Here is a 19,766-nt window from a genome sequence, read left to right as displayed (position 1 = left end):
ACCTCATATCACGTAATTGGTCTTGCTCTCGTCGTATCTGTCGAAATCCTCTCCGTATATCGTCTTGACGTAGCCTATCATGTTGAAGTCCTTCCTGAGCGGGTGCTTCTCGTGCTCCCTCGGCTCGAGGATGAACGGCCCAAGCCTCGGGTTGCCCTCGAATACTATGCCGAAGAACTCGTGCGCCTCCCTCTCGTAGGTCTCGGCGACCGGCCAGATGTCCATGACGGTCGGCATCTTTGCGTTCTCCCTGGGTATCCTCGTCCTCACGAAGGCGTGGACGCTTTCGCTGACGCTCCAGAGCTGGTAGACGAGCTCGAACTCGCCCTCCTTGAGCCAGTCGACGACGCTTATCTGGATGAGCATCTCGAACTTCTCACTCGCGAGCTCAAGGAACTCCTTTATCCTGTCCGCAGGGACTTTGAACTCAACGCGCCTCTCGCGTCTGACGTTGCCCTCGGCGTACGGTGCCTTTTCAAGCAGCTCCGCGACCAGCTTCCCCTCCTTAGTGTCAGGGAGCTTTGGAGCCTCCACTTCCGGAACCTCCTGGGGCTTCTGCTCCTCAACCTTCTCCTCAACCTTGGGCTTCTCGTTCATATCCATGCCAGCCACCTCCTGGCGTCCTTCTCGCGCCATCCTTCACCAAACAGCTCATCCTGATTCTTCCGGTAGTACTCGTAGTTCTCCCTGTAGCGCTTCCAGCCGTCGGCGGTTCCATCCTCTATCTTGCGCATTATCTCCATTATTCCGTCCATGACCGCCTCTGCCCTTGGCATGCATCCAGCTATCGCCACGTCAACAGGCAGGTACTTGTCGAGTTGCTTGACAACGTTGTATGAGTCCCAGTAGACTCCGCCGTTTATCGGGCATGAGCCGTGTATCATGACGTACTTCGGGTCCTGCATCATCTCGTAGGTTATGATTATCCTCTTGAGGGTCTTCGGGGTGACGTAGCCCGTGATGAGGAACAGGTCACCCATCCTCGGTGCCGGGTTGGGCATTATTCCGAAGCGCTCGAAGTCGTACCTGGCGGTGGCCAGCGGCGGCATCTCGATACCGCCGCATCCGGTACAGAAGGCCACTATCCAGAGGCTCTTTTTCCTGGCCCACTTGAACAGGGGCTCGAAGAGCTTGAACTCCTGGAGCTCGTAGTTTATGAACCCGTCATTCTTTCTCTCGCTCATCCACATCACCTCACACCGTCAGGAGCACGGCTATTATTCCCAGTATGGTCGGCCACTTCCAGAAGAACTTGGCCGCCTGGTCTATGGTGAACCTCGGGTAGATGCTGGCCACGAATATCGCTATGAAAAGCACCGCTATCTGCTTGACCAGCAGCTCGAGCAGGTTGCTTGCCCCACCGAGGAAGAGCACTGCAAAGAACGCCGTCTCTGCGAAGAGCTGTACCGCGTGCTGGGTGAAGAGCAGTGCCGCGTGCTTGCCTCCGTACTCGACCATCGGACCCATGGAGATTTCCGCCGGGGCGGTGATTATGTCGAAGGGCTCAAGGCCGAGCATAGCCTGGAAGACTATGTCGAAGACTATCAGGGCGAGGAGCAGCGCGGGAACCAGCACGCTCCATCCCTGGGTCTGCTGGAGGGCCACTATCTCGCTGAGCTTAAAGGTTCCCCAGTGCTGTATGAGCGCTATCAGCGCCAGACCATAGGGGAGCTGCATGGCAACCATGGTGAGCAGTCCACGCTGGACACCGACCGCCGAGTACGGGTTGCCCGAGCTCATGGCACCGAGCATTATGCCGAGCATCGGAACCTCAAGGAGGTATGCAACGACGATGAGGTCTGCGTTGGCACTGAAGAGCTGGAAGTTGGCGATGGGGATAAAGAGGAGCGCAGCTATGCTGGCCCCGAGCGCGAATATCGGTCCGAAGTCGTAGATGAACCCGTGGGTAACGCTCTCCTTCTTGCCGAGGAGTTTAAGGGTGTCTATTATCGGCTGGTATATCGGAGGTCCGACGCGCCTCTGTATCCTGGCCATTGCCTTTCTCTCAATGCCCATGAATATGAAGCCCATGAAGGTGGCGTATATCAGCATTCCTATGACTTCAAGCACGAGTTTCCAGTCTATCATTCACAGCACCCCCCACAGCGCGAGTATAAGGAGCACTATCACCAGATACCATGAGTAGCTCTGGACGTTTCCGTTGTAGAACGCCTGCCTGAGGGAGTCGGCGAAGTCCTCAGCCATGCCCGCTAACCTCTCGTAGAACCTGTCGAAGCTCCTCTTGAGCCAGAAGTCGAGGGCCTCTGCCAGCGGCATGTAGAAGTTCTTCCTGATGCTCAGGTTGAACTCCTCGGTGACCGGGTTACCGGACTGGTAGGTGTTGGTCACGCTTATCTTCCTCACCTTTGCGCCGTAGAGGTATATCAGCCCGGCTATGGCGAGGCCTATCATGAGGACTATCGTCACGAGCAGGGCGTTGTAGGTTCCGGTCGGGGTAACAAGCTTGTAGTAGTCGCCGCCGACGACCTCTCCACCGAGCATCTTGTTTATGTACTCCGTGACCAGGCCCGGAGCCACACCGAAGAGCAGGTTCGGGATGGCCAGTATGGCCATGGCTATCAGGAGCGGAAGCGGGGCCTCCTTGACGTCCTCAAGGTCGCTCGGCCTCTGACCGAACCAGACGGAGTAGAGGAACCTGACAACGTAGGCAAAGGCCAGGCCGCTTCCGAGGAATATTGCACCTGCGACGAGGGGCATGTGGGCGCTGATGGCCGCCTCGTAGATGAGCCACTTGCTGGCGAAGCCCGCCATCGGCGGGATTCCCGAAAGGCTCAGCACCGCTATGAGGCCCATGGCGAAGGTGAACGGCATCTTCTCGGCCAGGCCTCCCATGTCCTTGAACTGGGTCTTGCCGGTCTGGAGGATTATGGCAGCCGTGACGAGCCAGAAGAGGCCCTTGAAGACCGCGTGGCTGAGCACGTGGAAGAGGCCTCCCGCGAATCCCAGGGTGCTTCCGAGGCCGAAAGCGAGCAGTATGTAGCCGACCTGGCCAACGGAGGAGTAGGCGAAGAGCTTCCTGATGTCCTCCTGAAGCACGGCCAGGAAGCTGGCTACCACGACGGTGAGGGCGCCTATCCAGGCGATTATGTACGCGAAGACCAGGTGGTTGTGGAAGGTTCCGAAGGCGGTGTAGAGCTTGTAGCCCATGAGGATGTAGAGCAGGAGGAAACCGTAGGCTCCCGCCTTGCTGAGGGCGCCGCTGAAGAAGGCGGTGTAGCTCTGGTCGGTCTCGCTGTAGGCTCCCGGCGCCCAGACGTGGAGCGGGAAGGCACCGGCCTTGACGCCAAATGCCGTCAGGAAGAGGCCGAATATCACCGCCATCTCCCTGGTCGTTATGGTGCCCATGGCCGCGTCCATGTAGAGCGCCTGCCTGATGGACGCAAAGTCAAGGGCACCGGTCTTGGCGTAGAGCATTCCGATGGCTATGAGCATGGCGTAGGCTCCGATGACGCTGAGAACGAAGTACTTCAGCGACTCGTGCCTGTTCCTCCTGAGCACCATCATGAAGCTGGCAAAGGTCATGAGCTCCCAGAGCAGGAAGAAGCTCACGAAGTCCTGGCTAAGGAAGACGCCGAGCACTCCAGTGTAACTCATGAGCGCGAAGAGCCAGTCGTAAGAGTTCCTGGAGGTCACGGCCATTCCGAGTGCCATTGCCAGGCCGACGAGCGAAGCGATGACCGCGAAGTACCAGCTCATGGTGTTGAGCTGGAACTGGAGGGTGAACCCGTTCACGGTGATCGAGTATTCGACCGGCTCGCTGAGGACGGTCGAGTAGAGCTTGGCCAGCATGGCCAGAGGTACGGCGGCACCGATGATGCCGATTCCCTCCCTGAGACCCCTGATGTCAAGCGCCCACGCGATGACACCGGCAATCAGGGGCGCGAGGAGGATGATAAGCAGCTCGTTAATCATGCTCCCACCCCCATCAGTGGAACGTTCTTAATGTACTGGGCCACATTGAAGATGTCATTTCCAGCCTTCTGGGCGATGCTCCAGGCGTAGTCGGGGTAAACGCCTATGACTATCACGAGGGCCGCGAGGAAGAGCAGCATGAGGCTGACGGCAAGTCCCTCGTTTATCCTTTCGCCCTCCCCGGTGAACCACATTGTGTGTATCAGCCTGAAGTAATAGACCGCCTCGACGACGCTGGCCGTCAGGACGACCGCGGCGGCCCAGGCGTAGTCCGCGCCGATGGCGGCGAGGAGGATTCTGAGCTTGCTCCAGAAGACGTTGAAGAGCGGTATTCCAACGGCGGCTATGGCTCCGATGGTTATGGCGAAGGCCGTCAGGGGCATTCTCTTCCCAAGCCCCTCGAACCTCTCCATCTCCGCCCCGCCGAGGGTAACCGCGACGTGCCCGACGGCGAGGAACAGGAGGGCCTTGACTATGGCGTGGTTCACCATGTGGAAGACTCCCGCATCGACGCCGCTCTGGGTCCCGAGGGCGAAGGCGAGGGCTATGAGGCCTATCTGGGCTATACTGGAGTAGGCTATCATTCTCTTGACGTTTCTCTGCCTCAGTGCCGCGAACTCGGCGACGAAGACGGTGAGGGTGGCCATTATTATGAGCAGCTTGAGGACCGAACCCCAGCTCTCCACCGCCTGCATGAGGTAAAGCAGCCTGGCCATCGCGTAGAGGCCCGCCTTGACGACGAAGGCCGAGAACATGGCCGTTATCGGGTGCGGCGCGGCCTGGTATGCATCTGGCGCCCAGGCGTTGAGCGGGAAGAGCTCGGCCTCAACGGCCAAACCGAAGACTATAAGCGCCAGTCCGACCTGGGCGACGGTGGCGTTCATGTTACCGGCGAGCTGGGCTATCTGGGCCATGTTGAGGGTTCCGAGCGAGCCGTAGATGAGGGCTATGCCGATGAGGAAGAAGCTTGAGCCTATTCCTCCGAGGATAATGTACTTCATTGAGGCCTCCGCGGCTTCGCCAGTCTTGTTGTAGGCGGTTAAAGCGTAGGCGCTTATGGCCGTTATCTCCATGAAGACGAAGAGGTTGAAGATGTCTCCCGTCGCTATCATGCCGGTGGCTCCGAGCATCAGCAGGAGGAAGAGCATGGCGTACTTGTCTATCGGCTCGACCTCGATGGCCCTGAGGCTGAAGACGGCCATCATGAAGCTGACCGCGGCAACGATGAGCACGAAGAGAGCCGCGAAGTGGCCGATGTAGAGGTTGATTCCAACGGGCGGTCTCCAGGCGCCGGCCATAACTATTATCGGCTTCCCGGTGGAGTAGACCTGCTGGAAGACCCAGGCCGCTATTCCGGTCTGGACTGCGGTGATAGCTATGAGGTAGTACTTAACGGCCTTCTTTCCGGCGCCCTTTATCAGGGGCACGAAGAAGGCACCTATGAGGGGCAATGCTATGAGGAGTGAAGCGTACTGCCCGTTCATCCTCTCAACCTCCTTATCTCCTCAACGTTAAGGGTTCCGTACTTCTCGTGGAGTATCATGGCGACGCTAAGGGCCATGGCGGTGGTGGCAACGCCTATGACTATTGCCGTGAGAACCAGCGCCTGGGGAATCGGATCGACCGCCTGGTTCGGCCCGATTCCCTCGCTCAGTATGGGCGCGCTCCTTCCGGCAACGTAGCCGACGCTGACCAGGAGGAGGTTCACGCCGGTCTCCATTATGCTCAGCCCGATGAGCATCTTAAGGAGGTTCTTCTTAACGAGGACTGCGTAGAGGCCTATCAGTATGAGGGAGATGGCACCGAAGTAGTAGACTGAAATCATTCGCTCACCTCCTCCTTGAGCATGTTGTCGATGATTCCGCTCAGCTCGGTGCCGACCTTGAGGCCGATGATGGTGTAGATTATGGGGATGAATCCTCCGCTGAGGAGCCTGCCGATGTTGTCAACGCCGAAGCCCCAGTCCTGCCATATCCAGTCGTAGAGGAAGTAGCCACCTATGGCAAGGCCTATGAGACCAACGAGAACGTAGCTCACTCCGACGGCACCCTCGACCTTCTCAAAGGCCTTGTGGGGTATCTCATACTGGACGAACGCCATGTAGAGCAGCAGGAACGCGGTCGCTATGGTGGCTCCGCCGGGGAATCCTCCTCCAGGGGTGAGGTGTCCGTGGATGAAGATGTACGCACCGAAGAGCATCACGAACGGCACGAGGAGCCTGGTTCCGGTCGTGAGAACTATCGAGCCCTCGGTTTTGGCGGTCCTCTGCTTCTTCCTCCTCCAGAGGAGAGCACCCACGCCGGTTGAGGCTATGAACAGAACGGTGACCTCACCGAGGGTATCGAATCCACGGTAGTTAACGACTATTGCGGTGACGGCGTTGACCGCGCCGGTCTGTTCCTTAACGTGGTCAAGGTAGTACTGGGCGACGAGCATCCTGTCCTGCCCGAAGGGAACTCCGGCGAGTCCCTGGGCAATCCAGTAGCCTATGAGGAGCAGGGAAATTATCGCGAGCGCACGTTTGAGCATTTTCACCACCTCACCCACCAGCCGGGCTTCTCCTCTTCCTCGGTCTCAAAGCGCTGGGTTCTCTTGATGGCGAAGATGAATATCGCACCGCTGAGCGCCGCGCCTATGGCCGCTTCTGTCATCGCCACGTCCGGTGCCTGCAGCATGAAGAACAGCAGTGAGGCGAAGAGACTCACCGCCGCCATTCCAACCGCCGCCGCCAGGAGGTCCTTCCACTCGACGGCGAGCACAGCGGAGATTATCATGATGCCGACTATAATGTATTCAATGCAGGTTATGCAGTTCATTCCTCACCACCCTCCTCGGGGGTTTCTTCAGAGGCCTCGGGAGTCTCCGCTTTTTTCTTCTCCCCCGCCTCCAGGTGCTCGCGGTACTTATCGACGACGCTGCCCTCCCAGAGGGGGATTCCGCTCTTGTAGGCGGCCCTTATGAGGGCGTGGGCGCTTATCGGGTTGGTGAGCAGCAGGAAGACCGCGATGACCACGGTCTTGGTTAGCCAGGCAGCACTTCCGAAGTCGGTGCCGAGCGCCCAGATGCCAACTCCAACCATGACACCGAGGCTTCCAAGGGTTGCACTCTTGGTCGAGGTCTGCATCCTGTTGTACACGTCGGGCATCCTGATGAGACCCAGGGCTGACAGCAAGTAGAAGAACGTTCCTATGAGGACGAGGGCTTCCCCTATCGCAGCCAGAGCGTTCATAGTCCTCCCTCCATGTAGCGCGCGAATGCTATGACTCCACCGAAGGCGAGTATCGCGTAGACCAGGGCCACGTCGAGGAATATCATGCGCTCGTAGTAGAGTGCGAAAAGCACCATGAGTCCAGCGGTGATGGTGGTCATGATGTCAACGGCCACCAGTCTGTCAACCGTGGTTGGCCCTCTGAAAACCCTGTACACGCTGAGCAGCGTTGCTATCGCTATCAGGGCGAGGTAGATGTTTATCCCTATCATCCGAAGATCACCTTCAGGAACTTTTCGAAGGGAACGGTTATTCCCTCGGAGGAGGCCTTAACGTGCTCCTCTTCGCTCTCGACAAGGGCCTCATCGGGAACCCATATCCAGTGGATGAAGTACTCATCGTCGTCGACATCGAGGGTTATTGTTCCTGGGGTCAGTGTTATCGAGTTGGCCAGGGCGAGCTTTCCAACGTCGCTGCTGAGAACGGTTCTGCACTTCACTATTCCGGGCCTTATGGGTCTCTTGGGGTGTAGAACCCTGTAGGCAACGTCGATGTTGGCCTTAATCATCGCCCACAGGAAGTAGGGTATGTAGGCTATCATGTACGCTATCCTCCTGGGATGGAGGTTCGCCAGGCCGTTGGTGGTGAATATCTCGTAGGTGAATGCCGCGACTATGAGCGACAGCAGTAGGCCGAATCCAAGTTCCTGCACGTCCAGACTGGCCGTTATGGCCAGCCATATCAAGAACAGTACAATCACCGTGTACAGGTATCTGCTTATTTTGCTTGCCTCTCCCATATCATCAACCTCCAGCGGTTGGTGGACATGTCCGAACAGAGTTAAGGGAAGCTAATCTTTGGTTTTTAACATTGACTTATAAACCTTACCTGCGAATAACAAAGGTTTAAAACTTTTGGTTAAAATGGGGGCACCAGATTTGTTCTTTGATGACAAGAGGGGTTCTTCATGGAGCACCGCTTTATAGGAGCCGATATGTCCAGTTTGTCATCTCCATCTGGGGGATGAAGAAACCGCAGGGATTGCGTTTAGAAAGTGAGTCCTGGATGCCTGTGCTCCGGGCGGAGGAGGTTGGAACAGGAATCGCAGATTCAAAATGATGAAAGGGGAGAATGCTGGGAACGAACCATCAGTATATCGAAATCCTCTTGACGCCCTCAAGCTTGGAGAGCTCGTTGATGAGATCGCCCGGAATGGGCTTCTCGGTGATTATCGTGAGGGTCGCCTCGGGGTAGAGCTCCGGGTCCTCCGCGACGACCTGGACGATGTTGATGTCGCGCTCGGCTATCTTGAGGGCTATCTTGGCGAGTATTCCTATCGCCCTTGGCTCCGGCTCTATCTCGATGACGCCGTAGCCGACGTGCCTGCCGACGTACTTCATGTGAACCGTCGGCTCGAGGTTGGTGTATATCTCCTTCAGCTCGGGTATCTTGAGTATCATGCCGACGGTTTCCTTGACGACACGTCTATCCACGTCGAGGGCCTTGGCGATCTTGGTGTACGGAACCTCGATATCACCGGCCTTGATCTTGAGGTCATCGGAGACCTTGAGGCCGTACTTGAGGAGGGTCTTGGCTATCTGCTTCCTGACTGGATATTCATCAAAATAATGCTCGATCTTTCCCCACATTCCATATCACCCACACTAGTCCACTGTTAGACTGTTTAATTCAATAATATTAAAATGTTTCCATGCCCGCATGATGCCAACAGGTCTTCCCTTAAAAACCTTTGGGCAGTGACGCCCCTGGAGGCCCACTCATGTCGGGATGTTTTATCCATCGTCGGATTTTTAAGAATGGTCCCAAACCCCGGAACATGATCGAGGTTCACCTTCCCCACGTCACCTTTGAGGATGCCGGCGAGAGCATCAGGCTGGTCTGGAGAGAGACCCTCTACGCAGACTTCGACAAGGGCGAGCTGGCGAGAATTATACGGCGGAAGTACCGCGTTGAGCCGGAGATCACGGTACGCAACGGAGCCATGGTCATTGACACGGACTACCCCGGCATCGAGCAGTACATCTCGATATACATCCAGAACAACCTCGGCGCCCTCCTGAGAAACCGCTACACCAGCAGGAGGGTCTTCTATATCCACGAGGGACTTGACGTCCCGCTCCTGGGATACAACGCCTTCGGCCTGATTGACAGGGGGACCAACCTGATTCAGATTCGCGGCGTGAGCGGCTGCAACCTCAGCTGCGTCTTCTGCTCCGTTGATGAGGGGCCGTATTCGAGGACAAGGAAGCTCGACTATGTGGTTGACGTCGACTACCTCATGAAATGGTTCGACGAGGTCGCGAGGATAAAGGGGAGGGGCCTCGAGGCCCATCTCGACGGCCAGGGTGAGCCGCTCATCTATCCCTTCCGCGTTGAGCTCGTCCAGGCGCTCAGGGAGCACCTGAACGTGTCTGTAATCTCGATGCAGAGCAACGGGACACTCCTCACGGACAAACTCGTCGAGGAGCTGGCGGAGGCCGGCCTTGACCGTGTGAACCTTTCGCTCCACTCCCTCGATCCGGACAAGGCGAGGATGCTCATGGGCAGGAAGGACTACGACCTTGGGCACGTTCTGGACATGGCCGAGGCCATGGTGAACGCTGGAATCGACGTCCTCATCGCTCCGGTCATAATCTTCGGCATAAACGACGACGAGGCCGAGGCCTTCATAGAGTTCGCGAGGAAAATCGGCGCCGGGAAGCGCTGGCCGGCCCTCGGCTTCCAGAACTACATCCCCTACAAGTTCGGCAGGAACCCCACAATAGCTAAGCTTGTTCCTTTCAAGGACTTCTACGCCTGGCTCAGGGGGCTCGAGGAGAAAACCGGAATGAGGCCGCTCGTCCTGAAGCCGAAGCACTTCGGTATGGAGAAGCGCGAGTTCATCCCCCTCTCCTTCCGACCCGGGGAGATAGTCAGGGCGGAGGTCGTCCTCCCGGGGAGGATAAAGGGTGAGATGCTCGCGAAGGCCCGGAACCGCCTCATCGAGGTCATCAACACCACAGCCGAGGTTGGGGACATGGTGAGGGTGCGGATAGTCAGAACGAGGCACGGCATATACATTGGCACGGAGATTTAGGGTCTCCTGAAAATATCGTATTTTTTGGAATGTTTTGGGGTTTTAACAATACTGCAGTAACTTTTAAATTTGGAGAACCGTACTTAATGTGGGGGGTGAGGGTTATGAGAAAGATTGTGACGGTTATTATTATGTTTATTCTAATGGCAATGGTGTATTCGGGTATCCTCTCATCCCTTGGCTCGCTCTCAAAGACACTGGAAGGACTTGACGGGGAGGTTCCATTCACGCGGACTTCACCGGCAGAGGGGGCAAAAACGCCCGGCCTCCGAGTTCATGAGTACAACCGGTCCGCTGGTGGGACGGGAATATCCCTGGAGGGGGGCGTCTACAATGAAAGTGACCTGAACTCTTCCATGATCCGTGAACTCCTGGACACCACAGACTGGTACGTTGGCAACAGCTCCCTGAGCTCTAAGTACGCGCTGGGGGTTTACAACGATACTCTGAAGGTCGTTAGAAACTCTACGGAGACTTCTAAAGCGATAATTGAGAGATTCTTCGCCATCTTTGGAGAACACGGCGGGCAGAATGGGGAGGAGCTCTCACGAACCCTTGAAGAAACTTTTCAGCGGGCTCAGAACCTCACGAGAACGGTCGAAGATATGCTGGGCAAAGCACTATCTTCAAACTCCGGTCGTTAGTGTCCTATAACTTCAATTCAGTAACCAGTGGAGGACCCACGTTCGTTTAACTGTAACTTCGAAAAGTTTAAATTTTTAGAGTTTTATTGCGTTTGGGGGGGAGTGTATGAGGAGGGCATATATCGCCATCGTAGTTTTGGTGGTTTTGGTTCTCGCGCTCTACTTCGGCGATTTTGCTCTGGCAAAGTCCGAAACACATTCAACCGCTCAGGTTGGAGGCTCAAAGGACGCCAACGCGACCTTTAATGAGGGCTTTTGTGTGTACCCGGATTCTCCTTTTGGAAATTTAGTCGCCGACGAATTGAGGGCCGGAGGACACAAGGTCCTGATCCTCTCCGCCCCGGTGGAGTGTGACGGTCAGTTTCTGGCCGTTTGGGTCGAGGGGCTCGACATCAGCTATTCTCCTGTTCTCTCGAAGGGACGCGTGAGGGCCGTTGCCGTCTACTCCAGCGCCGGCGATCCAACCCACTACATAAACTACCGGAACGCTGCGGATAAGAAAACGGCCCTGACGTCCTTTGAGAAAACCGGCAGGGCCCAGTTCCAGGCCTACATCATCGCTGAAGTCTCGGACGAATCCGAGGGCTTCATTGCCTTCAAGGGCTACCGGGACTACCTCATGAGGCGGGCCGCTGAGGTTATCGCGCGTCAGGCTGAGCGTTTTGAATTGGAGGGAAAAACAGAGAACGGCTTGGATTAAATAAACCTTGAGCCCTTAACCATCAGCTCGCCCCTCTTATGGAGCTCCAGCAGAATTTCCGCTATCCTCTCCCCGGCCTTTCCGTCGCCGAACGGATTCGCTGCCTCGGCCATTTTCCTGTAGAACTCCCTGTCCTCCAGGAGTTTCTGGAGATGCCCCAGGGCGCGCTCCTTTTCCAGGCCTACGAGAACGTTGCCGCCCGCGGCGACGGTTTCCGGCCTCTCGGTGTTGTAGCGAAGCGTTAGGCAGGGCACGTTTAGGATTATCGCCTCCTCCTGGACGCCGCCTGAGTCGGTCATTATCGCGAAGGCGTTCCTCTCGAGCTTCAGGAAGTCGAGGTAGCCGAGGGGCTTTGTCACGGTCAGGTTCTCTATTGAGGCCATTCTCTCCCAGAGGCCGAACTCCTCCAGCCTGCCCCTCGTGCGGGGATGCATCGGATAGACTGCCCTTATTGGAAGCCCTTCCAGAATCTCAATGAGTCTTTCGAGGTTCTCCCTGCTGTCGGTGTTCTCGGCCCGGTGGGCTGTTATCAGAACGTACTCCCTTGGCCTCAGGCCGAACCTTTCCAGGACGTCGCTCTTCCTCTCGGCGACCTCCGCGTTCTGCAGGACGGCATCAACGACGGTGTTGCCAACGATGTAAACGTTCTCCGTTATGCCCTCGCACTCCAGGTTTTTCCGGGCCTCCTCCGTTGGGGGAAAGAGAACCTCGCTCGCGTGGTCTGCCAGGATGCGGTTTATCTCCTCCGGCATCGTCCGGTCAAAGCTTCTTAGGCCCGCCTCCACGTGGGCAACTGGGATTTTGAGCTTGACGCTGGCCAGAGCCCCGGCCAGGACGGTGTTGGTGTCCCCCTGAACGAGCACGACGTCTGGCCTCTCATCCATCAGGACCTTCTCGATCTTAATCATCGCGGTTCCCGTCTGCTCCGCCTGGGTTCCCGAACCGACCTCAAGGTGGTAATCGATCTCCGGAAGCCCGAGCTCCTCCAGGAAGACCCTGCTCATCTCGTAGTCGTAGTGCTGTCCGGTATGTATTAGGAGCGGCTTAACTCCCCTCCCCTCAAACGCCCTTATAACCGGGGCGAGCTTTATTATCTCCGGCCTGGTTCCGAATACAAAGGCGGGCTTCAATACTCTCCCCTCCCAACGCCTTTGAAGACGAACCCTTCGGGCGGCACATCGACCACGCGGCGGCCGTCGATGAGGACGCGGTTCCGCATGAGCTTCCCGAGAGTTTCCCAGTCGAGGGATCTGAAGGCGGTGTGATCCGTCGCTATGACCACGGCATCGGCGCCCCTCAGGGCCTCCTCGATGCTGCTGTGGGTTCCTTCCACGAACGGGTCGTACGTTCTCACCTCTGCCACGTCGTCCACGATGGCCCCTATAAACGCTGACGCGGGGGAGTTCCTGGTGTCGTCGCTGTCGCCCTTGTAAGCCAGCCCGAGGACAACGACCACGGCCTTTTCCGGCGGGAGGTTGATGGTTCTCAGCGCCTCGAAAAGGAGGTCCTTGACGAGGAGCGGCATTCCATCGTTTATCTCTCTCGCGAGTTTTATGAGGCCAAAATCATCCTTCGCCGGCCAGACGAGAAGGTGGGGGTCCTTTGGAAGGCAGTGGCCGCCAACGCCTATTCCCGGAACGTGAATCCTAACCCGCGGATGGGTATTGGCGAGCTCTATGGCCTCGAAGACGTTTATCCCGTACTGGTGGGCGAGGTAGGCAAACTCGTTCGCTAGGGCGATGTTGACGTCCCTGAACGTGTTCTCCATGAGCTTGACGACCTCACTGACGGTGGAGCTGGTTTTGAACGTCTGTCCTTTGACAAAGGAGCGGTAGAGCCTCTCGGCGAGCCCGGCGCTTTCGGGGGTTATCCCGCCAAAGATGCGCGAGTTGTACACCAGCTCTTTGAATATCCTGCCCGGCATCACCCTCTCCGGCGCGTGAACCATGTAGAAATCCCTTCCCGGCTTCAATCCGGTCAGTTCCTCTATGAGCCCGGCCATTCTAACCGTCGTGAGCGGGGGAATGGTGCTCTCGATAACGATGAGTGCGCCCGGCTTCATCGCCTTTGCGACGGTTTCAACGGCGCTTTCCAGGTATGTGAGGTTGGGCGTCCTGTCCTCCCTCAGGGGCGTTTGGACACAGATTATGTAAACGTCCTTTTCTCTGATGTCGGCGGGGTTCGACGTTGCCCGCAGCTTTCCGCTCTCAATGGCCTTCCTGAGGAGATCGTCTATATCCGGCTCGACTATGTGGGCCTTTCCGGAGTTTATCCTCTCAACAACGTCAGTCCTTATTTCATATCCGGTAACATTGAAGCCCGCGTTGGCGAACATTATCGCAGTTGGGAGGCCGATGTACCCGAGGCCAATGACAGCTATCTCTGCCGTTCTCCTCTCTATCCTGTCCCTCATTCATACCACCTATCAACGCTTTCCCCGCATGAATAAAAGCCTTTTCCAGAAAACGGTTTCCGGCCCGGTTTCTTGGGATGCAGGGGTTTCCAGGCTATTTTACGGGGTCAGGACATATTTAAAGGATTTTTGCCTTTGGTCAGGGTCGTTTTCATGGAGGGAAAGCGTTCTAAACGTTTTTTTGCTTGAAAATGCGCGGATAAAGCTTTGAAAAGAAGGCTTCACAACCGTTTTTGGGAAAGCCTTATATTGAACAGAGCTGTTCAGTAACATGGTGGGTAGAATGAAGGTATGGATAGACATCACGAACGCTCCTCACGTTCACTTCTTCAAGGGTATAATCAGGGAACTCGAAAAGGCCGGGCATGAGGTTTTAATAACCACGCGCGAATTCGACGGCCTCACGGGCATCCTCGACATGTACGGGTTCGATTACTACGTCGTCGGAAGGCACGGTGGGGCAACCCTCGAGGGCAAGCTCGTGGCCGGTACCGAGAGGATGTACCGCCTCAGCAAGCTCATAGTGGAGGAGAAGCCCGACCTGGCTCTGTACAAGCACTCCGCGGAGGCACCGCGCGTCGCCTTTGGTCTTCAGATTCCTTCGATAGGCTTCGTGGACAACGAAACCGCCGTTGGCCAGAACAAGCTCATACTCCCCTACACTGAGCTCCTGGTGTTTCCCAAGGCCATAGATGCATATGAGCTGATCAGGTGCGGCGCCGACCCCAACGGCATGAGACCGATAAACGGCTTCTCCGAGCTGTCTCACCTCTACGGCTTTGTTCCCAACCGGAAGGTTTTGAACAAGCTCGGCGTCAGGAGGAACGAGTACCTCGTCATGCGCACCGAGCCAGTGAAGGCCAACTACTTCAACGGACACGGAAAGAGCATCCTTGAGGACGTTATACCCCTCCTCCCAGAGGTGCCCATAGTTCTCTTCCCCAGGACTCCTGAGCAGAGGGAGCGCTTTGAGCGCTTTGACAACGTGATCATGCCGGAGGAGCCCGTTGATAGCCTCAGCCTGCTCTACTACGCCAGGCTTATGATAGGGGCGGGGGGAACAATGAACCGTGAGGCCATAGCCCTCGGAACCCCAACGATCTCCACATACCCCGGCAGACTGCTCGCAGTGACCCGGTGGCTCATCGAGAAGGGCGTCAAGTTCCACTCAACCGACCCCGTGAAGGTTGCCATGATGGCCGAGCGCATGATGGAGATGAACGGAAGTTACAGAGCTTACCTCAGGAGCATTGTGAGCGGCTTTGAGAACCCCATGGACGTCATACTCGGTGAAATCGAGACGTACGAAGAGTTTGGAACGTTCAGCGCGGTGAAGATTGGGGAGGCGGGAGCCTCAGAGGCCCGCAACCCTGGGAGTTACGTAGGCCTCAATGAGGGCCGCGACGAAAAGGAGCAGAACTGACAGGGCGAAAAGCTTCAGGCCCTTAACTGCCCCCCTTCTGAACCTTTCTCCACCCTCACCTTCTCCGGAGATTATCTCCCTGTACCAGACGATACCGGCGACGCCGGCGAGGGCTATCGCGGGTATCTCGACGATGCCGTGGGGCACCAGACCGAGGAGTATCTGCCCCATCGGCATCCCGCCCATTCTGTGAACCGCAAGCACCACCAGTCCAACGACGAAGCCGTTGAAGGCCATTATAAACCACGGGCCGAGACCGAAGAAAAGGCCCGATATGAAGGTGAGGAGTGCCACCATCGAGTTGTTGGTGAATATCTTGACGAAGTTGTGGAAGCTGGAGTCTGAGATCGGCCCGATCTGCTCGATTATCTTCCGAACTGCCTCAAGGGCCGTGTCCGGACTGGTGGCCCCCGCCCAGTATCCCCCGAGGGCGGAGAGCAGGAACACCAGCAGCAGGTGCCCCAGGGTTCTCCTCGGAACCTTCACATCGAGCACGTCCATCACTCCTTCAGCGCGTTTTTGAGTGCGATTTTGAAGTCCTCGATGTTTACGTAGGGCATCTCAATGTCCATTCTCATCGCAAAGAACTCGTCCATCAGGGATTCCAGCTCGTCGATCCCGTGCCCCTCGAGCTTTTGCTCCAGCTCATGGACCGCCTCCTCCGGATGCATGAAGAAATCTCCCGTGATCCTGACGTGCTCGGCCCTGCCGTCCCTCTCATCGAACTCTATCCTTATGAGCCCTTTCTTCGCCTTGTGCTCGCCCACATGATGTTTCATTCTACCCACCTCCAAAGTAAATTGGTGGAAGAAGTTTTTAAAGGTTGGTCATGTTTCTTCGAGCTCGGCATCGCCCGCCCACAGGAGAAAGCCCTCAGCCTCGTCCGAATATTCCAGATGTACCCTGGCGGTTATCGATATCGACAGGCTTCCGAAGGAGCGTTTTCCTCCCGATACCTCCAGAGTGCCGTCAGGATACGCCACAAGGGCCACCACCAGGGTCTTTCCGCGCCACACTGTGCGTGCCCTTACGTACACAGGCAGTTCTTCTTTTGTGGTGTTCCCACCGAACACCCCCGGGAGCTCCAGGGGGAACGAGAAGCGCCACACAACGTCTTTCCCGGAGGTGTACCTCTCCTGGAGTTCCAGCCCCAGTTCCCCCGCCATGGAGAAAACCTCGTCCTCAATGAACCCCATGACCTCTTCCTCCACCTTCCCGCGGACCAGGGGAAGCACCGTCGATGGAACCGATGAGAGATCGACAACCGCCACATATCCCACAACCCCGTCTTTCAGAGACACGCTCACGCCGGCCAGCCGCGAGAGGTTTTCCATGTCGCGGGCGAACTCAGTGTACGAGTACTCCGTTATGGTGTACCTCACCTCTGCAGGGCCGTAGGAGATGGCATTCACCTGTGTTCCTTCGGGGCTCCATTTGTCGGGGGCCGTGGACGGCACAAGGGTTCGGGGTTCGTCCATTGTGGCCACTGTTAGGATGAAAACCAGCGCCATCACCGCGAGGATGGCACCGATGATTTTCAGCGCCCTCATTTAACCACCCCTGCCACGCTCTCCGCGTCTGACACCAGAGAACCGTCATGGAGGTTCCAGTCGATCTCGACCTCGACCTCAACGAACTCGAGGGGACGCAGCACGATCCTCCGATGATAGTCCTCGGGAACGGCGACTATAACAATGCCATAGCCGCTGGTTGATTGGATGAGGTATTCACGTATCTCCACTTTCACATTCCCCAGCTCAACGGTGCCGTACTGGGTCCTGAACGTCCCCACAGGATATCTTGCGTACAGTTTTTTAAGCATCATCCCGTCCCTTTCCTTCCACTCCCCTTCCGAGATTATTGGGAGCCCCATTTTATTCAACATCTCCGCGACTTCTGAATCAAGGGTGTCTTTTATCCCCTTCTCAAGAAAGGCCCCCAAAGCCCTCCTGGCCGGCACGTCTGACGTGTCTATCCATCCAACCGCCATGGTGGTAAAATCGGGAGTTTCCATGGATTCACTGATGTTGAGAAATTCAAAAAGTCCCTCCAGCTCTTTCATCCGTCTGTTCTCATAAGTGGGTTTTCTGAAGAGCATTATTCTGTAGGGAATTTTCACAAGGGAAAACCCATGAATCGAAAGTTCGTAGGTTTCGGAGTATCCCTCCCCCGTTTTGACCCACCCCAGTGCTTCGGCCTCCTTGGTCATGGCTTCCAGCTTTCCTGTGGTCTCAACCTGCTCTTTTTCCCCGATGCATCCAGCCGAGGACACCAGAAGGACCATCACGAGCAGGACGGCGACCCTCTTCATACCAAATCCCCTAAATAGAAAATCCTTCAGGTTATTATCGTTTTCCATCTCCCCGCCGCCACCACGCAAAACTTTATAGTCCATATCCCAAATCACGACCGGTGGTGTGAGATGGGATACGGCGAAGTTAAGGAGAAAATGAAGCTCATCCTTCAGGAAACCCTTGAGGACATGCTGAAAGAGGCAGGAAAGGAATGGAACGGGGAGATAACGTTTGACGACACCCCAAACATCGAGCTCGGCGACTTTGGAACGGCGGTTTCATTCCAGCTTGCCCGGGTCTTCAGGAAGGCGCCAAAGCTCATAGCGGAGGAGCTTGCGGAGAGGCTCGCCGGGAAGCTCCCCGGGGAAATCTCAGAAGTCAGGGCGGTCAACGGCTACATAAACTTCTACCTGAACTACGGCACCTTTGGACGGGAGCTCGTCCGCGAGATACTTGAGAAGAAAAGCGCATACGGCGAGAGCGCGCTTGGGGATGGGAAGAAGGTCATCGTCGAGCACACTTCCGTGAACCCGACGAAGCCGCTCCACATGGGACACGCCAGGAACTCCGTCCTCGGCGACACGATGGCCCGCATAATGCGGAAGCTCGGCTACACCGTCGAGGTTCAGAACTACATAGACGACCTCGGCGTCCAGTTCGCACAGGTTCTCTGGGGTTACCTGAACCTCAAAGAGGAATTCGACAGGATCGAAGCCGAGCTGGGGGAGAAGGGCCTCAAGGAGGACTTCATTGACCACGTCATGGGACTCCTCTACGTCGAGGTGAACAGGCGCATAGAAGAGAACCCCGAGGTTGATGGGGAAGTTCGTGAGCTGATGAAGAGGCTCGAGGAGGGGGACAACGAAATAGCGGAAATCGGCAGAAAGCTCGCGGAGAGGGTTGTCAGGGCGCAGATGCTCACGACGGGCCGCATGAAGATAAACTACGACCTCCTCAGCTGGGAGAGCGACATAATGAGGAGCGGTATCTTCGGCGAGGCCTACGAGCTCATCGAGGCCAACGAGAACTTCTTCTGGGCGGAGGAGGGGAAGTATAAGGGAGCGTTCGTGATGGACCTCAGAAAGCTCTTCCCGGACATGAAGAACCCGTTCCTCGTCCTCAAGAGGAGCGACGGGACAGCCACCTACACCGGCAAGGACATAGCCTATCACCTCTGGAAGTTCGGCAAGGTCACCGCCGACATGCTCTACAAGCCGTGGGAGAACGAAGAACACGAAACCTGGACGACCGCCCCCGATGGGAGAGCGATGCCCGGAAAGTTCGGAAAAGCGGACGTGGTCATCAACGTCATCGGTGCCGAGCAGAAGCACCCCCAGATGGCCATCAAGTACGCCCTCCAGCTTCTTGGCTTTGAGGGCTCCGCCGGGAACTTCCACCACCTTGCGTACGAACACGTTGTCCGCGAGGAGGGCAAGTTCTCGGGAAGGAAGGGAACCTGGGTTGGCTTTACCGTCGATGAGGTTCTCAACGAGGCCGTTCAGCGTGCTAGGGCCCTTGTGGAGGAGAAGAATCCCGGCCTGAGCGGGGAGGAGAAGGAGCACATAGCCGAAGCCGTCGGAGTCGGCGCCGTCCGCTACAACCTCGTTAAGTACAGCCCGGACAAGGTGATAACCTTCCGCTGGGACGATGTTCTCAACTTCGAGGGAGACAGCGCCCCCTACGTCCAGTACGCCCACGCCCGGTGTGCGTCCATCCTCAGAAAGGCCGCGGACGGTGGCATCGAGACCGACTGGGAGGTCCTCATGGAGAGGGCTGACTTCTCGAAGCTCACCAACCGTGAGAAGGAGCTCATCAAGCTCCTCGCCAAGTTCCCGGAGATTGTGGAGCAGGCGGGCAGGGACGTTAAGCCGCACCTCATCCCGTGGTACGCCAACGAGCTCGCCTCGCTCTTCAACAAGTTCTACATGGACCACCCCGTGCTCAAGGCGGAGGAGGGAATACTGGAGGAGAGGCTGCTCCTCGTGCTCGCGGTAAAGCAGGTTCTCAGGAACGCGCTTGAACTGCTCGGCATAGAGGCACCGGAGAAGATGTGA

23 protein-coding genes are annotated in these 19,766 nt (G+C 56.8%); 5 read left to right on the top strand and 18 right to left on the bottom strand.

Annotation, left to right across the window (positions count from 1 at the left end; all coding sequences use genetic code 11):
- Positions 1 to 3 precede the first annotated feature (3 nt).
- From E3E42_RS04445 to E3E42_RS04390, 12 genes are all read right to left on the bottom strand, one after another.
- Positions 4 to 603 (bottom strand): NADH-quinone oxidoreductase subunit C, encoded by a 600-nt coding sequence (locus E3E42_RS04445; RefSeq protein ID WP_167902949.1) that lies wholly within the window; start codon positions 601 to 603, stop codon positions 4 to 6.
- Positions 594 to 1,184 carry an NADH-quinone oxidoreductase subunit B family protein gene (locus tag E3E42_RS04440; protein WP_167902947.1) on the bottom strand — a complete coding sequence of 197 codons (591 nt, stop codon included), beginning with the start codon at positions 1,182 to 1,184 and terminating at the stop codon, positions 594 to 596. The genes E3E42_RS04445 and E3E42_RS04440 overlap by 10 nt, the downstream gene beginning before the upstream one ends.
- 10 nt (positions 1,185 to 1,194) lie before the next feature.
- Positions 1,195 to 2,088 carry a respiratory chain complex I subunit 1 family protein gene (locus E3E42_RS04435; protein ID WP_167902945.1) on the bottom strand — a complete coding sequence of 298 codons (894 nt, stop codon included), beginning with the start codon at positions 2,086 to 2,088 and terminating at the stop codon, positions 1,195 to 1,197.
- Positions 2,089 to 3,933, bottom strand: a complete 1,845-nt coding sequence (locus tag E3E42_RS04430; RefSeq protein WP_167902943.1) for a proton-conducting transporter membrane subunit — start codon at positions 3,931 to 3,933, stop codon at positions 2,089 to 2,091.
- Positions 3,930 to 5,417, bottom strand: a complete 1,488-nt coding sequence (locus tag E3E42_RS04425; protein WP_167902941.1) for a proton-conducting transporter membrane subunit — start codon at positions 5,415 to 5,417, stop codon at positions 3,930 to 3,932. Before E3E42_RS04425 ends, E3E42_RS04430 begins: the two co-directional genes overlap by 4 nt.
- The gene (locus E3E42_RS04420) at positions 5,414 to 5,758 is read right to left on the bottom strand and encodes an NADH-quinone oxidoreductase subunit K (protein ID WP_014012133.1); all 345 of its coding nucleotides are present in this window, start codon (positions 5,756 to 5,758) and stop codon (positions 5,414 to 5,416) included. Before E3E42_RS04420 ends, E3E42_RS04425 begins: the two co-directional genes overlap by 4 nt.
- A complete protein-coding gene (locus E3E42_RS04415) occupies positions 5,755 to 6,462 on the bottom strand; it encodes a Na(+)/H(+) antiporter subunit B (protein ID WP_167902939.1) in 708 nt (235 codons plus the stop codon). Before E3E42_RS04415 ends, E3E42_RS04420 begins: the two co-directional genes overlap by 4 nt.
- A gap of 2 nt (positions 6,463 to 6,464) precedes the next feature.
- On the bottom strand, positions 6,465 to 6,749 hold the full coding sequence (locus E3E42_RS04410; protein ID WP_167902937.1) for a DUF4040 domain-containing protein: 285 nt from the start codon (positions 6,747 to 6,749) through the stop codon (positions 6,465 to 6,467).
- On the bottom strand, positions 6,746 to 7,162 hold the full coding sequence (gene mnhG, locus E3E42_RS04405) for a monovalent cation/H(+) antiporter subunit G (RefSeq protein WP_167902935.1): 417 nt from the start codon (positions 7,160 to 7,162) through the stop codon (positions 6,746 to 6,748). Before mnhG ends, E3E42_RS04410 begins: the two co-directional genes overlap by 4 nt.
- On the bottom strand, positions 7,159 to 7,413 hold the full coding sequence (locus E3E42_RS04400) for a monovalent cation/H+ antiporter complex subunit F (RefSeq protein WP_058938676.1): 255 nt from the start codon (positions 7,411 to 7,413) through the stop codon (positions 7,159 to 7,161). The genes mnhG and E3E42_RS04400 overlap by 4 nt, the downstream gene beginning before the upstream one ends.
- Entirely contained in the window at positions 7,410 to 7,940 is a 531-nt protein-coding gene (locus E3E42_RS04395; RefSeq protein WP_167902933.1) for a Na+/H+ antiporter subunit E, read from the bottom strand. Before E3E42_RS04395 ends, E3E42_RS04400 begins: the two co-directional genes overlap by 4 nt.
- A 349-nt stretch (positions 7,941 to 8,289) precedes the next feature.
- Entirely contained in the window at positions 8,290 to 8,790 is a 501-nt protein-coding gene (locus tag E3E42_RS04390) for a hypothetical protein (protein WP_014788042.1), read from the bottom strand.
- 188 nt (positions 8,791 to 8,978) lie between these two features.
- On the opposite strand from E3E42_RS04390, the gene E3E42_RS04385 reads away from it, so the two are divergent.
- The 3 genes from E3E42_RS04385 (at position 8,979) to E3E42_RS04375 (ending at position 11,582) form a co-directional block, all read left to right on the top strand.
- Entirely contained in the window at positions 8,979 to 10,238 is a 1,260-nt protein-coding gene (locus E3E42_RS04385) for a radical SAM protein (RefSeq protein ID WP_167902931.1), read from the top strand.
- Positions 10,239 to 10,342: 104 nt separating this feature from the next.
- Entirely contained in the window at positions 10,343 to 10,882 is a 540-nt protein-coding gene (locus E3E42_RS04380) for a hypothetical protein (protein ID WP_167902929.1), read from the top strand.
- A 106-nt stretch (positions 10,883 to 10,988) separates the two neighbouring features.
- Entirely contained in the window at positions 10,989 to 11,582 is a 594-nt protein-coding gene (locus tag E3E42_RS04375) for a hypothetical protein (protein ID WP_167902927.1), read from the top strand.
- Here E3E42_RS04375 and wecB read toward each other — a convergent pair.
- Entirely contained in the window at positions 11,579 to 12,712 is a 1,134-nt protein-coding gene (wecB, locus tag E3E42_RS04370; RefSeq protein ID WP_167902925.1) for a non-hydrolyzing UDP-N-acetylglucosamine 2-epimerase, read from the bottom strand. The two genes, E3E42_RS04375 and wecB, sit on opposite strands and share 4 nt — an antisense overlap.
- The gene (locus E3E42_RS04365; RefSeq protein WP_167902923.1) at positions 12,709 to 13,995 is read right to left on the bottom strand and encodes a UDP-N-acetyl-D-mannosamine dehydrogenase; all 1,287 of its coding nucleotides are present in this window, start codon (positions 13,993 to 13,995) and stop codon (positions 12,709 to 12,711) included. The genes wecB and E3E42_RS04365 overlap by 4 nt, the downstream gene beginning before the upstream one ends.
- Positions 13,996 to 14,278: 283 nt before the next feature.
- On the opposite strand from E3E42_RS04365, the gene E3E42_RS04360 reads away from it, so the two are divergent.
- On the top strand, positions 14,279 to 15,418 hold the full coding sequence (locus tag E3E42_RS04360) for a DUF354 domain-containing protein (protein ID WP_167903172.1): 1,140 nt from the start codon (positions 14,279 to 14,281) through the stop codon (positions 15,416 to 15,418).
- Here the strand turns inward: E3E42_RS04360 and E3E42_RS04355 are convergent.
- From E3E42_RS04355 to E3E42_RS04340, 4 genes are read right to left on the bottom strand one after another with little or no spacing between them, the layout of a single operon-like run.
- Positions 15,350 to 15,919, bottom strand: coding sequence for a stage II sporulation protein M (locus tag E3E42_RS04355; RefSeq protein WP_167902921.1), 570 nt, complete (start codon positions 15,917 to 15,919; stop codon positions 15,350 to 15,352). The genes E3E42_RS04360 and E3E42_RS04355 overlap by 69 nt on opposite strands.
- A complete protein-coding gene (locus E3E42_RS04350) occupies positions 15,919 to 16,197 on the bottom strand; it encodes a lipoate protein ligase C-terminal domain-containing protein (protein ID WP_014012119.1) in 279 nt (92 codons plus the stop codon). The genes E3E42_RS04355 and E3E42_RS04350 overlap by 1 nt, the downstream gene beginning before the upstream one ends.
- Before the next feature lie 48 nt (positions 16,198 to 16,245).
- Positions 16,246 to 16,968, bottom strand: coding sequence for a hypothetical protein (locus E3E42_RS04345; protein ID WP_167902919.1), 723 nt, complete (start codon positions 16,966 to 16,968; stop codon positions 16,246 to 16,248).
- On the bottom strand, positions 16,965 to 17,813 hold the full coding sequence (locus E3E42_RS04340; RefSeq protein WP_167902917.1) for a hypothetical protein: 849 nt from the start codon (positions 17,811 to 17,813) through the stop codon (positions 16,965 to 16,967). The genes E3E42_RS04345 and E3E42_RS04340 overlap by 4 nt, the downstream gene beginning before the upstream one ends.
- 27 nt (positions 17,814 to 17,840) lie before the next feature.
- Between E3E42_RS04340 and E3E42_RS04335 the strand changes: the two genes are divergently transcribed.
- Positions 17,841 to 19,766, top strand: coding sequence for an arginine--tRNA ligase (locus E3E42_RS04335; protein WP_167902915.1), 1,926 nt, complete (start codon positions 17,841 to 17,843; stop codon positions 19,764 to 19,766).

Origin of the sequence: Thermococcus sp. JdF3 (genome assembly GCF_012027495.1) — an archaeon.
In the GTDB taxonomy this organism is placed as follows: Archaea; Methanobacteriota_B; Thermococci; order Thermococcales; family Thermococcaceae; genus Thermococcus.
The sequence above is the reverse complement of the archived record's forward strand: the minus strand, read 5'-3'. Positions and strand labels throughout refer to the sequence as shown.